Source organism: Devosia equisanguinis (genome assembly GCF_900631955.1).
Taxonomy (GTDB): Bacteria; Pseudomonadota; Alphaproteobacteria; order Rhizobiales; family Devosiaceae; genus Devosia; species Devosia equisanguinis.
Genome location: NZ_UZWD01000058.1, coordinates 1 through 14,918, shown reverse-complemented (window position 1 = coordinate 14,918; position 14,918 = coordinate 1). Strand labels below are relative to the sequence as shown.

At 64.1% G+C, this 14,918-nt stretch carries 19 protein-coding genes; 7 read left to right on the top strand and 12 right to left on the bottom strand.

The genetic code is table 11. The features are described from left to right. Positions 1-142: 142 nt before the first annotated feature. Positions 143-391: a hypothetical protein gene (locus tag DEVEQU_RS18845; RefSeq protein ID WP_126152154.1), complete on the top strand. Its 249-nt coding sequence runs from the start codon at positions 143-145 to the stop codon at positions 389-391. Between the two features lie 2 nt (positions 392-393). Then, on the top strand, positions 394-867 hold the full coding sequence (locus DEVEQU_RS18840) for a hypothetical protein (RefSeq protein ID WP_126152153.1): 474 nt from the start codon (positions 394-396) through the stop codon (positions 865-867). Between the two features lie 32 nt (positions 868-899). Here the strand turns inward: DEVEQU_RS18840 and DEVEQU_RS18835 are convergent, their stop codons facing one another. The 6 genes from DEVEQU_RS18835 to DEVEQU_RS18810 all read right to left on the bottom strand — a co-directional run bounded on the left by DEVEQU_RS18835 (position 900) and on the right by DEVEQU_RS18810 (position 4,957). Next, positions 900-1,538: an SH3 domain-containing protein gene (locus tag DEVEQU_RS18835; protein ID WP_126152152.1), complete on the bottom strand. Its 639-nt coding sequence runs from the start codon at positions 1,536-1,538 to the stop codon at positions 900-902. A gap of 192 nt (positions 1,539-1,730) precedes the next feature. Next, positions 1,731-2,294, bottom strand: coding sequence for a peptidase inhibitor family I36 protein (locus DEVEQU_RS18830; RefSeq protein WP_126152151.1), 564 nt, complete (start codon positions 2,292-2,294; stop codon positions 1,731-1,733). 118 nt (positions 2,295-2,412) lie between these two features. Further along, positions 2,413-3,069: an SH3 domain-containing protein gene (locus DEVEQU_RS18825; protein WP_126152150.1), complete on the bottom strand. Its 657-nt coding sequence runs from the start codon at positions 3,067-3,069 to the stop codon at positions 2,413-2,415. 128 nt (positions 3,070-3,197) lie between these two features. Beyond that, on the bottom strand, positions 3,198-3,869 hold the full coding sequence (locus DEVEQU_RS18820; RefSeq protein ID WP_126152149.1) for a peptidase inhibitor family I36 protein: 672 nt from the start codon (positions 3,867-3,869) through the stop codon (positions 3,198-3,200). Between the two features lie 100 nt (positions 3,870-3,969). Further along, positions 3,970-4,362, bottom strand: a complete 393-nt coding sequence (locus DEVEQU_RS18815; RefSeq protein ID WP_126152148.1) for an acyl-CoA thioesterase — start codon at positions 4,360-4,362, stop codon at positions 3,970-3,972. Further along, complete coding sequence (locus DEVEQU_RS18810; RefSeq protein WP_126152147.1) at positions 4,355-4,957, bottom strand: thymidine kinase; 603 nt, start codon at positions 4,955-4,957, stop codon at positions 4,355-4,357. Before DEVEQU_RS18810 ends, DEVEQU_RS18815 begins: the two co-directional genes overlap by 8 nt. A 106-nt stretch (positions 4,958-5,063) precedes the next feature. Here DEVEQU_RS18810 and DEVEQU_RS18805 point away from each other — a divergent pair, with 106 nt between their 5' ends. The 4 genes from DEVEQU_RS18805 to DEVEQU_RS18790 all read left to right on the top strand — a co-directional run bounded on the left by DEVEQU_RS18805 (position 5,064) and on the right by DEVEQU_RS18790 (position 7,898). After that, positions 5,064-5,519 carry a GNAT family N-acetyltransferase gene (locus tag DEVEQU_RS18805; RefSeq protein WP_126152146.1) on the top strand — a complete coding sequence of 152 codons (456 nt, stop codon included), beginning with the start codon at positions 5,064-5,066 and terminating at the stop codon, positions 5,517-5,519. Between the two features lie 240 nt (positions 5,520-5,759). Continuing rightward, positions 5,760-6,149, top strand: coding sequence for a DUF2147 domain-containing protein (locus DEVEQU_RS18800; RefSeq protein WP_126152145.1), 390 nt, complete (start codon positions 5,760-5,762; stop codon positions 6,147-6,149). Beyond that, positions 6,146-6,523, top strand: coding sequence for a DUF2147 domain-containing protein (locus DEVEQU_RS18795; RefSeq protein WP_126152144.1), 378 nt, complete (start codon positions 6,146-6,148; stop codon positions 6,521-6,523). The genes DEVEQU_RS18800 and DEVEQU_RS18795 overlap by 4 nt, the downstream gene beginning before the upstream one ends. A 280-nt stretch (positions 6,524-6,803) precedes the next feature. Further along, positions 6,804-7,898: a hypothetical protein gene (locus DEVEQU_RS18790; protein ID WP_126152143.1), complete on the top strand. Its 1,095-nt coding sequence runs from the start codon at positions 6,804-6,806 to the stop codon at positions 7,896-7,898. Positions 7,899-7,953: 55 nt separating this feature from the next. Here the strand turns inward: DEVEQU_RS18790 and DEVEQU_RS18785 are convergent, their stop codons facing one another. From DEVEQU_RS18785 to DEVEQU_RS18765, 5 genes are all read right to left on the bottom strand, one after another. After that, entirely contained in the window at positions 7,954-8,859 is a 906-nt protein-coding gene (locus DEVEQU_RS18785; protein WP_126152142.1) for a DMT family transporter, read from the bottom strand. Positions 8,860-9,013: 154 nt separating this feature from the next. After that, positions 9,014-10,246 carry an aminotransferase class V-fold PLP-dependent enzyme gene (locus DEVEQU_RS18780; RefSeq protein ID WP_126152141.1) on the bottom strand — a complete coding sequence of 411 codons (1,233 nt, stop codon included), beginning with the start codon at positions 10,244-10,246 and terminating at the stop codon, positions 9,014-9,016. A 174-nt stretch (positions 10,247-10,420) separates the two neighbouring features. Further along, on the bottom strand, positions 10,421-11,092 hold the full coding sequence (locus DEVEQU_RS18775) for a Spy/CpxP family protein refolding chaperone (protein WP_164550484.1): 672 nt from the start codon (positions 11,090-11,092) through the stop codon (positions 10,421-10,423). A gap of 236 nt (positions 11,093-11,328) precedes the next feature. After that, on the bottom strand, positions 11,329-11,757 hold the full coding sequence (locus DEVEQU_RS18770) for a CBS domain-containing protein (protein WP_126152139.1): 429 nt from the start codon (positions 11,755-11,757) through the stop codon (positions 11,329-11,331). A 125-nt stretch (positions 11,758-11,882) separates the two neighbouring features. Next, entirely contained in the window at positions 11,883-12,179 is a 297-nt protein-coding gene (locus DEVEQU_RS18765; RefSeq protein ID WP_126152138.1) for a hypothetical protein, read from the bottom strand. A gap of 200 nt (positions 12,180-12,379) precedes the next feature. Between DEVEQU_RS18765 and DEVEQU_RS18760 the strand changes: the two genes are divergently transcribed. Next, positions 12,380-13,582 (top strand): pyridoxal phosphate-dependent aminotransferase, encoded by a 1,203-nt coding sequence (locus DEVEQU_RS18760; RefSeq protein WP_126152137.1) that lies wholly within the window; start codon positions 12,380-12,382, stop codon positions 13,580-13,582. 11 nt (positions 13,583-13,593) lie between these two features. On the opposite strand, the gene DEVEQU_RS18755 is transcribed toward DEVEQU_RS18760, so the two are convergent. Further along, entirely contained in the window at positions 13,594-14,721 is a 1,128-nt protein-coding gene (locus DEVEQU_RS18755) for a hypothetical protein (RefSeq protein ID WP_126152136.1), read from the bottom strand. Between the last annotated feature and the right edge of the window lie 197 nt (positions 14,722-14,918).

Sequence of the window (14,918 nt, the reverse complement as noted above, 5' to 3'; positions counted from 1 at the left end):
CATAGTCGCAGACATAGAACATGACACCCCCACCAATCAGAGAGTGCCAAATACCGCCGCCTCAACCGGCTGAACAGACGGGGTCAGCTTAGCGCTTACCAATCCCAAGCATCCGGCGCGGTCCATACCCATCATCGTGACCATGGGAACGGCATTGCGCATGTCGGTGGGACAGGCGCGCGATTGCGGCGCCAATTTCGTGCTGAGCAAGCCGATATCGCCCTCGGTGCTCTATGACCGCATCGCCTGGATCGCCCGGCGGCCGCGGCCTTTCTGGGACAGCCCGACCTATTTCGGGCCCGACCGACGTTTTCACGACGACGATTATGAGGGCGCGGCGCGGCGGCGCGCCTCCGATGGTGATGCAGTGGCGGAAAAGGACGTGGCCTGATCATGGGACAGCTTGTCGATGTCAGAGGCAAATTCCACGCTGCGGCCTGCCGCCCCGGAGGCGTCGACCGACGCGGAGCAATGCGCTCGGCTGAGATTTCGCTCAGCGATTTGCGTAGCTCGATTGAGGATGCGGTGCGCGAGCGCTTGACGCCGTTGATCGAGGCGCTGCGGGCCTGGGACAGCGCCGATGTTGCGGCATGCTGCGACTGGGCGGCGGCGCTGCGCGACCTGGCAGGCCTGGCAGAAATGCACCTGCTCACCGAAGTGGCCATGCATTGCTTCGATTGCCTCGACCTCATCGCCATTGATGGCGCATCCATGAGCGGGGCCGAAGCGGCCTGCTATGCCGATGCGCTCGCCTTCGCCGCACAGGGACAATGCAGCGGCCGCGACCTCACGCGCTACGGACCCCTGTTGCAGGACCTGGGAACGCTGACCGGACGAATTGCGACGCGGCGGGTTCGGCAGGGATAGTCCCCTCCCGCATGGGGAGGGGTGACGCCGGATCAGAAAGCCTGGAAGCTCGAGATGGCGTTGTTGTAGGCGCCGAGCGATGGCTGGCTCGAGGCTGTGGTGGTGCAGCTGCCGGCATACCAGAAATTGGTACAGACGGTGACCTGGGCGCCGCCCTGGACCTGGATCGACGAGATGGAATCGTCCCATCCGCCCATCAGCTGCGGGTCGTTGGTGCCGGGCGCGACGCAGAATTGTGCGCCGGAATAATTGTTGCCCTTGAAGAAACAGACGCGCGGCGTGACCGGGGCGGGCGGCGGCGGCGCATTGCCGATACCGATGGAGATATTGGGGCCGCCGGGTCCGATGGTCATGCCGAAGCTGAACGGAATATCTGGCTTTTTGTTGCCGCCACCGGAATTGCCGCTCGGCTGATAAGGCTGCAGATAGTTTTTCGACACCCAGCCATCCTTGCCGGCGCTGCGATCGACATAGCACCACGAACCCTGACACTGCTGCACATCGACGATTTCGCCAGCCGAAAGCGCGCCGAGCTTGGCATAGTTAGTGCCGGGGCCGCTGCGGACATTGACGGCATTGGTGGCAATGCCGGGCTGGGCAAAGGCGACGGCTGTGGAGGCCAATGTGGCCGCGGCGACGGCGGCCGCGAGATAAAGACGTTTGGTGATCATGATGTTCCCTCATTGCTGTTGCGGACTGGGTCCGTTGCATAGGGGCAGTAGAGCCGTTTGGCGCTGAACTCGGCCTGAACGAGGTGTTTAGGTGCTTTGGCAAGAAGAGCCAGGCGTGGCTTCGTGGCAAAGAAAAAACCCCGGGTGGAGGCCCGGGGGTGACGTTTTGCCTAACGCTATGCCTGGGGCCGATCAGTAAACGCGAATGGAGGTGAGGTTCTTGCGCAGCAGGCCATCGAGCACCGGCTGGCTGGCGACGATGCGTTCGCAATAGGACTGGAAATCGCGTGAGCGGCAGGCGGCGGCGGAAACATTGCCCTCCACCTTCACCGAAGCAAAGCTGTTGTCGAGGCCCCATCGGGCCAGATCGGGAAAGACCTCGCCAGAGCCGGCGCAGAAGGACGCGCCGGAGTAATTGGTGCCCTGATAGAAGCATATGGTGCCCGGACCGCCCGAGGCGTAGTTGAGATTGGGACCGGTCAGCGGGTCCTGCGAAGTCTGGCCGAAGCTGATATGGTCGCGGCTGGTCCAGCCCTTGCCGACGGGCGTCGATACCAGACACCAGAGCTTCTCGCAGCGCAGCACCTTGATGGCGAGATCCTGCTCGACCGTCCCGACTACATCGCCTGCCTGATGCGGCAGCGTGCGCAAAGTCAGCTGCGAGCGGCTCCAGCCATGCGAACCGGAAGGATCGAGCGCAGCGCTCGGCGTGACGGCCAGTGCAAGAACCACAAGGGCGGCGAGGTATTTCAACATTGCGTTTTGGTCCACACAAAAGGATCGCGCGGACGTTAACGCGGCCTAACCGATTTTGCAAAGCAAAGCGCCACCCCGAAGGATGGCGCCAAGCATATTATTGTCGGCGGCGAAAGTTTTAGCGCACGCGGACCGAGATGATGTAGTCGTCGAAATCGCCGAGGCTGGATGCGCTGGTTGTGTAGGTGCGGCAATCGCGGAAATTGGCTTCCGAGCAGACCTGCACATTCAGACCATCGGGATTGTCGAAGGACGAGATGCGGTCCGACCAGTCGCGCAGGTCGCGGCTGCTTTCGCCCTGGCTGAGGCAGAAGCTGTCGCCGCGCAGGCGCGAGCCTTCATAGAAGCACACTTCCGGGGTGTAGACCGGCTGCGGCCGCACGACGGGCGGGCGCGGCTGCTGCTGGTTGCCGACACCGATATTGATCTGCGGGCCGTTCGGGCCGCCAATGGTGAAGCCGAAGGACAGGCCGGGCTGGCTCGGATTGACCTGCTGGCCATTGGCCGCGAGGAAGGAGGCGGAAACCCAGCCGGTCGCGTCGCGGGAGGCGACATAGCACCAGGAGGTCTGGCACTGCTGGACGTCGACCTGCTGGCCCCGACGCAGCGTGCTAACCACGGCGTAATTGGTACCCGGGCCGGAGCGGACATTGACATTGCTGGTCACGGTGCCGGGTGCAGCCTGGGCTGCAGGCAGGAACATGACGACAGCAGCGGCCGCGACGGCGACGCCGGTGAAGACATTGAACATGGTTTTGCGGGTTTGACGATGCATGGGTAGCTCCCTGATGCGCGGTTTGCCGGTCCCGAACTCGGGACCATGCTGGTGGCAACAGCGCACGATGTTATTGTTGGCAATAACGGGGGCGGGACGGATTGAGTTCCGTGCCGCCCGCCGCAAGATCAGTAGACGTCGAGGGACGAAGCGCGACGGTCGATACCGGCCGGCAGACGGCCGGTGTCGGAACGCAGGGTCACGCAGGAGCCGCGGAAATTGGTGTCGACGCAGAGGTCGACGCGGGTATTGCGGCCAAAGACCTCAACCGAGCGGATGCGATCGTTCCAGTTCCGCGGCATGCGGCTGAAGCTGTCGCCACGATCAACGCAGAAGCTGTTTCCGCCAAAGTTGCGCTCGCTGTAGAAGCAGGCACCCGAGGATACCACCGGCGGCTGCGGCTGGGGCTTGGGTGGCTGCGGCCACGGCCACGGCTGGGGTTGCGGCTGCGGGGGCCAAGGCTGGGGCTGTGGCTGAGGCGGCCAGGGCTGCGGCGGCTGCGGCTGTGGGGGCTGCGGGCGCGGCGGATTGAGATCGCCGAAGCGCACATTGTTGGACATCATCCAGCCATTGGTGCCGGTCGAGCCGCCAATGCCGGTGATCTGGCACCAGCCATCATTGGTACAATTGGCGTCGACCGTGGCGCCTTCGGGAAGAATGGCGACGACTGACGAAGCGCGGCCGGGCGCGTCATAGACATTGCCCAGGCCAGTGACAAAGGCCGGTGCGGCCATGCTTGCCGAAATAGTGCCGAGAATTGCGAGGGCCGCGCCGAACACGGCGCCAAGTGTCTTGTTCATGAGCCAACTCCAAACAGGCACGCGTGTGCCGGTGCATCTTCAAAGCATATCCCGGCTGAACGCAATCTGAACGAAAAGGTTCGCAATCGGACGCGCTGGTTTACGCCTCTTTGGGCACCTGGCGCTTGTTGCCGTTGTCGTCGAGCGTCACATAGACGAAGCGCGCCTCGGTAACGCGCTGGCGGACGTCGAGGCGGTTGCGGCGCACCCAGGCCTCGAGGCCGACGGTGATGGAGGTGGTTCCTACCCGCTCAATGGTGGTGTAGACGCAGAGCACGTCCCCCACCTTGACCGGGGCGATGAAGGTCATGGCTTCGACGGCGACGGTGACGACGCGGCCCTGGGCGCGCTCGACGGCAGCAATGGCGCCGGCAATGTCCATCTGGCTCATCACCCAGCCGCCGAAAATGTCGCCGGCAGGATTGGTATCGGCGGGCATGGCCAGGGTGCGGATGGTCAGCGTGCCGCGCGGTTCGGCAGTGTCGTCATGCATCGAGTGGTCCTTTCACCGGCCAGCGGCCGAACGCTTCTTCCCAGTGCTTGCGGCAGAGGGACACATAGTCGGCCTTTTCGGGCTCGACAGTGCTGCCCGCCGTCTGCACCCGGCCATGGGCATCGCGGCGCACGACCATGGTGGCCTTGGCGCCGCAATGGCAGATGGTGCGAATTTCGCGCAGGACGTCGGCAATTGCCAGCAGTTCCGCCGAGGCTTCGAAAGGCCGGCCAAGGAAATCGGTGCGCAGGCCATAGCACATCACCGGGACGCCGAGCCGGTCGGCAACGCGGGCCAGTTGCCAGACCTGTTCACGGGTGAGACACTGGACCTCGTCGAGAAAGACGCAGTCGACCTTGGCTTCGTCGGTATGGTCGCGGATGCGGTGATAGAGGTCGTCGCCCTCGGCATAGAGTTCGGCGGCTTCGGATATGCCCAGGCGCGAGCTGATGACCCCTGGACCGCCGCCGGCATAGGCGGCACAGGTATAGAGCAGCGGGCGCATGCCCCGTTCACGGTAGTTATAGGCGGCCTGCAGCAGCAGCGTGGATTTGCCGGCATTCATCGCCGCATAGGAGAAGTACAGCTTGGCCATCTCATGGGCTCCGGGTTGCGGCAGGGTTTCGAATAGGCAATAGACCCGATGCCGCCCCGCATGAAGCGGCGACGCGCAGCCATCAACAGTTCATTGAGGTCATCCCATGTCCGACAGCGAGATCCTGGTGCGTCACGCCCGCAGTTCCGACAGTGCCGACATCAAGGCGCTGCTCGACCGCTCATGGCGCACCCATTGGGCGCCGCATCTGGATATGGGCGCATGGGCGCGCTACGAGGCGGCGCGGCCGGTGGAAGCCTATGTGGACGTCTATCTCGGCGCCATGATGGTGGCCGAGCGCGGTGGCGTGGTGGTGGGCATGTACCACCTCGATGACGGCATGCTGCACGCCATCCATGTTGATAGCTGGGCCATCGGCACCGGGGTCGGCACGGTGATGATGAAGGAAGCGGAACGGGCCGGGGCGCGACGGCTCGACGTGCGCGCCTTCAATGCGCGGGCCCGGGCTTTTTATGCGTCGCGCGGCTGGGTGGAAATCGACGAGCACGAGGACACCGAGATGGGCACGCCGGTGCGCTCGATCATCATGGAACGGCTCTGAGCAAAAAAACGGCCGCACGAGGCGGCCAGATCCGGAGGTCATCCGGGCGGCATCCGTCATGGCGGAGGATGCCGGAACGTGGTGCATTGGGGCATGCAGCACGAGGGTCGCCGGGCGAATGGGGGCGCCGTGGTGACAAGAGCAGCCTAGGGGGTGCGGATGACGATAGCGTGACGGCGTGTTCAGCCAGCGTTCAGGTGGCGGGCAATAGGCTTCAGGCAATTCTCGGGAGTTGTATTCATGAAATCCGTACTGCGTATCGTGACCCTGATCGGCCTCTTCGTGTCGGCCAGCATGCCGGTCTTTGCCTCGCCGGCGGGGGTGTGGGAACTCGAAACCCGCGACACCCGCTTCCGGCTGGAATTGTGCGGCGACGGCACACAATTGTGCGGCGAGCTCGTATGGCTGTCTGACGCCGACTATAACGAGCAGTACAAGCCCTATCTCAACGCGCCGATGGCCTACCAGATCAGGCAGGTGTCGCCGAGCCGCTGGAAGGGCGATATGCGCCTCTTCGGCCACAAGCTGGCCGGCACGATTACCCAGGTCAACGAGAACCAGATGACGCTGACCGGCTGCGCCTTTCTGGTGGCCTGCAAGACCTATCAGATGTTCCGGTACACCAAATGATCCGATCTCTCGCGGCGCTGGCGGGGCTGTTGCTGGCGGCACCGGCGCTGGCCTCGCCTGCCGGTCTCTGGGAGATCGAAAGCCGGGATTCGCGCTATCAGGTTTCGCTCTGTGGGGACGGCACCCAGTTGTGCGCCCGGCTGGTCTGGCTGGGCAATGGTGCCGACAGCCCACAGAACCTGCCCTATCTCAACACCATGCTGATTGATGGCGCGCGCCCGACAGGGCCGGGGCAATGGCAGGGCGATCTGCATCTTTATGGTCAGACTGCCGGCGGCACGATCACGCAGGTCAATGCGCAGGAAATGACGCTGCGCGGCTGTGTGGCGCTGGTCATATGCAAAACTTACCGGATGTTCCGGATCGGGGACTGATCTCGATCGACCCCACCGAGGAAGCGCATCTCGCGCGTTCGTCTGGGAAAAGCCGGTTTGAAATCCCGGTCCGGTGGGCTTGGATAAACGCTAACTATCCGAAATTTAGCCACATTTTCTGAGAACAGGCTTGGTTCACGCGGTCGTGACTGATAGCGACTGCGATGTAACGGCCCCGGCATCCTTGGTGTCCGCATGTCAAGCAGATGTGGCCAGGCGGGGTTATCAAGTCTGTTGCCGGCGTAGTCCTGCCGGGCGGCTATTCAGGATGAAGTGTTCAATGTCGGCTTTCTCTCAGGCGCTTCCCCAGCGCAAGCTAACCCTCGCTCCCAACCTGCTGAAGGGCCCGCGCGGATTTTTGTTCGCGGTGCTGATGTTTGCCGGCCTGCTGATCGGGATGAGCTGGTGGCAGGGGCCGGGACTGATCCGTGATCTGCAGATCAGCGCCAACCCGGCCTATCCCGACGCGGTCAAGACCATTGACGGCGAATGTTCGACGCGCCGTGGGCTGACCGATTGCGATGCGCGGCTGGTCTATTCGGTGAACGGGCAGCGCTATGACAACCATGTCAGCATGGCCTTCATCGATTTCCATTCCGGCGACTACATGGTCGAAGTGGTGATCTCGGGCGACAAGCCGGAACTGGCGACGCTGTCGCTGGGGCTGGACATGCTGTGGAACCGGCTGGCCGTTTTCGGCGTGTTCGCGCTGGTGTTTATCGCTGGTATCGCCGCCATGGTCTATGGCGCGCTCGGGGCGCAGCGCGGCAATGGCCAGCTGCAGCTGCCGGGTCGGTTGACGCTGGTACCGGTGGAACTGACCAATGTGCAGGAAAAGGGCAAGACGGCTTTCGTCACCTATGCCGAGAAGCTGGAAAAGGGCCGATCGCGCCGCACTGCCAATACCGAGTTTGCCGCCGGCGAAGTGCCGCTGATGGCGGCGCTGGCCGATGGCAGCGTGGTCGGGGTGGCGGCCAAGCACGAAGTGGGCGGGCTGCCGGTGCTGCTCGACAGCCAAATGCAGCGCATCACCGATCTCAGCCCTGCCGAGCGGCAGTCACTCCTCGATTCCCTGCCGCGGCCCAGCCAAAGCCAGGTGGATGTGGCAAGCGGCAGGGCGCCGAAGAAGCTGCACTGGAAGCGTGGCCTCGCCACTTTCTTCGGCATCATTCTGCTGGCCGTCGCCGCGGTGGGCGCCTATTGGGTCTACTACGTGACCAGTAGCGAGACGCAATTCGACTCCATCGGCATGGAAATCAACGCCATGCTGCCCGAGCCGCTCAATCGCTGGGGTTGTGACCAGTTGCAGGCCCGTTTCGGCGATGATCGCGCGCCCTGGGGCTGCGTGGCCGCGGATTTTACCAGCTGGAAATAGGTGGCTCGAAGGCGGCCCCAAGCTCGGGGCCGCCAAAGTCAAAGGCTTTTGCCCCTCAGTTGGTATTGCGGGGAATATGGGTGCGGCGGCGGGCCCAGAGGGGTGGGACCGCTTCGACCATGAGAATGGCGGCGAAGATCAGTGTGGCGCCGGCATAGCCGATCACCGGCAGGCGCTCACCCAGGATCAGGAAACCGCCCAGCGCCGCGAACAGGCTTTCGGCCGAGAGAATGATGGCGGCATTGGCCGGGGGCACATGCTGTTGGCCGATAGCCTGGAAGGTGAAGGCCACAGCGGTGGACAGCACAGCCGCATAGGCGATTTCGATCCAGCCGCCCATGACGGCGTCGAGGGTGGGGCCCTCAAGCCCTAGCGCCAGGCCACTGGCGGCGATGCCGCCGAAGAGAAAGCTGAAGGCGGAGACGAAGATCGGCAGATTGGTGGCGCGGGCGGCTTCACCGAGCAGGATGACATGCAGCGCCCAGAATACCGCACTGCCCACGATCAGCCAGTCGCCAGTATTGAAACTGCCGAGCCCGCCGCCATTGAGATAATAAATGCCGACCAGCGCGAACGGCACCCCGATGAAGATGATCGGATGCGGGCGGGTGCGGAACAGGATGTAGCCCAGAAGCGGCACGAAGAAGACGTAGAGCCCGGTAAGGAAGCCGCCATTGGTGACTGTGGTGGTGGCCAGACCCGCCTGTTGCAGCCACGAGCCCATGAGGAAGACGAAACTGACGGCGCCGATCAGCAGCCAATGGCGGCGGGTGAGCTGGATGGGACGCCGGCGGCGTTCATAGAGCGCCAGAGGCAGCACCAAAAGGCCGCCGATCAGATAACGGACGCCCGCGAAGGTAAGCGGGCCCATGGAATCCATGGCCGATTTCTGGGCGATGAAGGCAAAGCCCCAGAAGATGGTGCAAAGCAGCAGCAGCGCGGTGGCAACGGGACGGGACATGGTTGGCTCGGAATATTCCCTCACTCGTCCGGCCTTTGGCCGAACCAGCCTCTCCCAGAGAGGGAAAGCGATAAGGGAGCGGTTGCTGATTGGCTGTGAGACCCCCACCCGACCTCCCCCTGAAGGAGGGGGAGGAGAAGGGGTCGGGGCTGGATCAAAGTTCGGCGTCGAGCGCCTTGATGAGTTGGTCGATCTCTTCGGGGCTGGTGTAGTGCACGAAGGAAAGGCGCAGGACGCCGTGATTGTTGGGGTCGATGCCCAAAGCTTCGAGCAGGCGCACGGCGTAGAAATTGCCACCCGAGGCCATGATGCCGTGCCTGGCCAGACGCCGCGCGACCTCGACGCCCGGCTCGCGGTGGCGGAGGGCAATGGTGGGCGCGCGCAAGGTGGGATCGTCGGGGCCGATGATCTGCACATCATTGCGGTCCCGCAGATAATCAAGCAGCGGGGTGGCGAGAGCAATTTCCTGGGCCCGCATGGCGGCATGGGCGCGGCGGAACGGATCGGCCCCCGAGACGGCGTCGCCGGCGATTTCCGCGACCTGTTCGAAATAGTCGGCAATGCCGGCGCTGGCGGCGATCTGGGCGTGGTCGGGGCCGGCCGGGGTCAGGCGATAACGCGGTTTGACCTCGTTGAAGTAGTGGCCCTGGTTGGGGAGCGCTGCCGCCAGTTCCGGGCGAATGGCCATGATGCCCTGATGGGGGCCGTAAACCTTGTAGGCGGAGAACATGTAGATGTCCGCGCCCAACTCCTGCAGATCGGGAATGCCGTGGGGCGCGTAGCTGACGCCATCGACCACCAGCACGCCGCCGACAGCGTGCACGCGGCGTGCGATTTCGGCCACCGGGTTGATTTCGCCGACCACATTGGAGCAGTGCGGCACGGTGACGAGCTTGACCTTGTCGTCGAGCAGGGCATCGAGCGCGGCGAGATCGAGCCGGCCGGTGCGCGGATCGACCGACCATTCGCGCACTTCGAAGCCGTGACGGGCAAGGCGCCGCCAATTGCCGCTATTGGCCTCGTGATCCTGATTGGTGACGACCACAGCATCGCCGGGCTTCAGCCAATCTGCGAAGGCATGGGCCAGGATATAGGTGTTGGCGGAGGTAGACGGGCCGAAATGGATCCAGTCGGGCGTAACGTTGAAGGCCTGCGCCATGCGTTCGAAGGCCAAGTTCATCGCCTCGCCGGCTTCCGCTGACGCGGCATAGACGCCATAGGGCTGAACCTTGGTGGCTCGGTAATAGTGGTCGAGCCGGTTCAGAACTGCGCTCGCCGTGTAGGAGCCGCCTGCATTTTCGAAAAAGGCCTGGCCCTGAAGGCTCGGCTTGGCAAAGGCGGGAAAGAGGGCGCGGATGCGCTGGGGGTCGAGTGGCAGGGTGGTCATGAGATATCCAGTCGGCAGGTCCCCCGATTGGTAATCGAGCCCGACGCAAAAGCAAACCCCGGCTGTTGAGAGCCGGGGTCGGGCAGCGCCGAACGTTTGGGGGATTGACGCCACCTGGGGGTCCGGCCCGCCGCCGAAGGAAAACTGGCGGGCCCGGAGGTTTGGTCTTGGCGATCAGCCCTGCGGAGCGGGAGCCGGCGGGGCCGGAGGCGCGACGTCGTCGCCGCCCATTTCGCCCATGCCATTCATGCCGGGGGCGCCATGCGGGCCGGGACGGTGGTGACCGCCATTGCCCGGACCGCCGAACTTGCCCTGGGGCGGCGCCAGCTGGGCGACTTGCTCTTCGGAGAGGCTATCGAAGAACGCCTTGGCCGAAGGCCGGACTGCTTCGAGAGCGGCGAGTCGGGCCTTTTCGAGGGCAATCTGGTTGTCGAGACGCTGGCCGAAGGTCGGGGGAGTAACGGTTTCGCCTTCGGTCGGCGGGGTGGGGCGCAGGCCCTCAGTGGTGGTGGCGAACGTTTCCGCGGCAGAGAGGGCATCGGTCTTGAGCGTAGCGAGCAGGGTCTGCTGCTCGGAGGTCAGCTCCAGCCGATGGCTGAGGCGCACCAAGGCGATTTCGATGGCTTCGGCACCGCGTTCGAAGCCGAGCAGCTCGCCCATGCCGCCACCATGGCGGGGGCCGTCATTGCCGGGCTTGCCGGGGCGGAAACCGTTGGCTTCGCCGGGTTTGGCGGCCTGGCTATTTTCGGTCGGGGTTGCCGTCTGGGCCATTGCCGGCGCCACGGCGGACAGGCCGAGCGTGGTGGTCATCAGGGCCACGATGGCGGAGGTATAAAGCGTCTTCATGGTCGTTATCCTTTGCATGGGATGTACCGGCGAAGCGGCACGAGAGGACCCTAGCGGAAGGAAACTGATCGCGACCTTGCGAGCGCATGAAGAGTTGGAGAGGTTGGTAAGGTAGTGCCACGCCGGTTGCTGCGGCATGCGCGAGGCATGGGACCGTGACCATGATCGGGCATCTATGGTTCGGCAATCTGCCCGCCCCCGGGTCGAGCCCGAGGGCGGCGCCGTGCGCGGCGGCCTCAGCTGGCGATGTATTCGCGCAGGGCTTCGGCTTCGTGTTCCACAACCTCGATCTTGCGCTTGACCACGTCGCCGATGGAAATGATGCCGATCAGGGCGCCGGCTTCGGCCACGGGCATGTGGCGGATACGGCGATTGGTCATGCGCTCCATGACTTCGTCGATACTGGTGCCGCGTTCGCAGGTGACCACACCCCTGGTCATGCAGGTGGCAACGGGCTTCTGCAGGGCGCCGGCGGGGTCCTTGCCCAGTTGGCGAACGATGTCGCGCTCGGACAGGATGCCCGCTATGGCGTCCTTGGCGTCGGTGATCACAACGGCACCGATATTGTGGGTGTTGAGCAGCGTCACGGCCTCTGCGAGCGTGGCGGTGTCGGGCAGGGTGTGAACGACGACACCCTTGGTCTGCAGGATGGTCTCGACAATCATGGGTCCTCTCCTCCTTGCGTTTGGAGTGTGGACCGGAAGGGGGCATGCGGCAATAGGCGGAAGGTCGAACACAAAAATGGCCGGCGCAGGGCCGGCCAGTTGGTCTTCAGGGGAGGTAAAGGGGATCAGCGCCGGTTGGGACGCGAGGTCCAGACCGAGTGCCGACGACGAACCGGCGCCGGCATGGGCAGCTTGCCGCGCCAGACGTGGCGTGCAGCCTCGAACAAAAGCACCATGACCAGCAGGGTCAGCGGCACCATGAACACTGCAATCTGGGCATTGGGCTCGTGGACGAGATCGGCGGCGATGGCGGGCGATACGCCGGCCAAGAGAGCACCGGCTGCGCCCAGACCGGTGAGGAGCGTGGTGAGAAGGGCGAAAAGCCGCAGCTTCTTCCGCCCGGGCGTCACAGATTTTTGCATGGGGGTCTGTACTCAACTTCGATGCCCTCTAGCAAACCACCGCAATGGGGTCTGACTGTGAGCCGAAGACGGAGACGGGCGGGCCATTTGAGGGCAGAACTGTGGCGGGTTTTCTCTTCCGCTGGCTTCGGGCGCAGGCTAAAGGCTCTGGCGTTGCCATTGGCGCAGAGGTGCGACAGGGCGTTTCTAGGAGAGGTCACATGGGGTTTCTGTCTGAAGCATTGTCGCGCGTGGCGCCGTCGGCAACCGTGGCGATCAGCCAGAAAGCCCGGGTCATGGCACAGGAGGGGCGCGACATCATCGCGCTTTCCGCCGGCGAACCGGATTTCGACACGCCGCAGAATGTGCGCGACGCGGCCAAGCGGGCGATGGACGAGGGCAAGACGCGCTACACCAATGTGGACGGCATCGCCGAGCTCAAGGAAGCGGTGGCGGCCAAGTTCCGGCGCGATAACGGGCTCGATGTGACGGCGGCCGATTGTTTTGTCGGCTCGGGCGGCAAGCAGATCATTTTCAATGCGCTGCTGGCCACGCTCAATCCCGGCGACGAGGTGGTGGTGCCGGTGCCGTACTGGGTGAGCTATCCTGAGATTGTGCGGCTCTGTGGCGCAGAGCCGGTATTTGCGGTGGCTGATGCCTCGACCGGCTTCAAGCTCATGCCCGAGGTGCTGGAGGCGGCAATCACGCCCAGGACCAAGTGGCTGATCCTGAACACGCCGTCCAATCCGACCGGCGCAGCCTATACGGCGGAAGAATTGAAGGGGCTGGCAGCGGTGCTGATGCGCCATCCGCATGTGCATATCCTCACCGACGATATCTACGAAGTGCTGGTCTATGACGACAAGACCTTCGCCACCATTGCGCAGGTGGAGCCGGCGCTGCAGGCGCGGACGCTGACCATGAACGGGGTGTCCAAGTCCCATGCCATGACCGGCTGGCGCATTGGCTATTGCACCGGGCCCAAGCCGCTCCTGGCGGCGATGACCAAGCTGCAGGGACAGTCGACGACCAATGCGAGCTCGATCTCGCAATGGGCGGCGGTCGAGGCGCTCAACGGACCGCAGGAATTCCTGGCCGAGTGGCGCAAGGTGTTCCAGCAGCGGCGCGACATGGTGGTGGCCGGGCTCAACGCCAATACCGGGCTCGATTGCCTGATGCCGGAAGGCGCTTTCTATGTGTTTCCGTCCTGCCAGCGCCTGCTGGGCAAGACCAGCGCCGGTGGCGCTGTGCTGACGACCGACGAGGACTTCGTCATGGCGCTGCTGGAAGAAACCGGCGTGGCGCTGGTGCATGGCACGGCCTTCGGCCTACCGGGCCATTTCCGCCTGAGCTACGCAGCGAGCAATGCCGAGCTTGAAGAGGCCGTAGCGCGCATCCAGCGGTTCTGCGCGGGGATCAGGTAGAGCGCGGTAGGCTAGCGCGCACCCATGAGGCCTGCGAGGCTGCCATTGGCGCCGCTGCCGGATTGGTTGATCATCTGCATCAGCTTGGAGGTGGTGCTGTAGCTGTCCAGTGCCGCCTGGTACATCTTGTCGGACCAGCCGGCGGCCTGGCGTTCCTCGGGGCTGAGCGAGGAGAAGGCGGCGATGACGTTCTGGCTGAAGGCGGTGGGGTCGCCGGATTTGGTGGCGTTCTGCAGGCCCGCCATCATGGTGGCGCTGCTTTTCTGACGCAGGGCGGTCTGGGCGGCGCGCACTTCTTCGTTGCTGAAGCGGCCATCGGTGTCGAGCACCATGGACGAGAGCGAACGGCTGGAGAAATTCGAGAGATCGATAAATTGGGCGCTGCTGCTGGAGCGGCTGAAGCTGGGCACGCGCCCGGCGGCCTTGGCGTCTGCATAGAGGCGATCAAGCGTGGTGCGGGCGTTTGAGGAGAGGTTCTCCATGCTCTGGCCCGCGCCGGTGCCGCCCGAATCTGCCAGCTTGAGATAGATGGAGACCGGATCGTGCTCGCCAGCGGCAGGCAGGTTTCCTGGCTTGGTCTGCAGCTGCTTGAGGCCTTCGGTCACGGCGTCGCGGCCGGCCTTCCAGTCGGCACTGGCCTTTTCCTCGGGGCCGAGGCCATCGAGATGGGCGGCGGCGGCCTTGTAGAGACCGGTATAGTCGCCGATCACCCGGGCAATGGCGGCGGGGCCGGCCAGCGCCGCTTCGAGGCGCCGTTGCATTTCGAGGCCAGCCGCAGCGCGCTCGTCCTCAGTGAAACTCTTGTCGCTGGAAATGGCGTAGAGCTCGCGGTTGTCGAGGCTGGAAAGGTCAACGGCCAGCTGTTGGTTCTTGATCGGGGAGGTGCGTCCGGCTTCCTCGAGCAGTTTTGCGAGCTTGCCGCGGGCATCGGCAACGACATCGGCGAAGCTGCGATCGGCAAGGGCGGCGCGGGCAGCGTCGGACAGGGTGACATTGGTCGCAGAGGCCGAGGCGCTGGTGCTCTCTTGGTGTGATTTGGCCACTGAGGCGGTGTTCGAACTGGTCGATGTCACAGCCGCACCATAGGTGCTGGCATAGTTCATATAAGCGAAATTGGGCGTTGAACTGATGGCGACCATGATCTGCCTCCGAACGGGACAGAGAGCGTGTTGCAATTTGCATGCCCGGAAAATGCCAATGAAATCAGTTCGAATCCCAAGGTCGGATTGGGCCGACGGCAAGAATTGCCGGGCAGGGTGTGCCGATTTCAGGAAAAAGGGGCCCAGAAACAGAGAGGCCCCGCCCGAGGGGAGGGGCGGGGCCAGAGGTTTTCGGC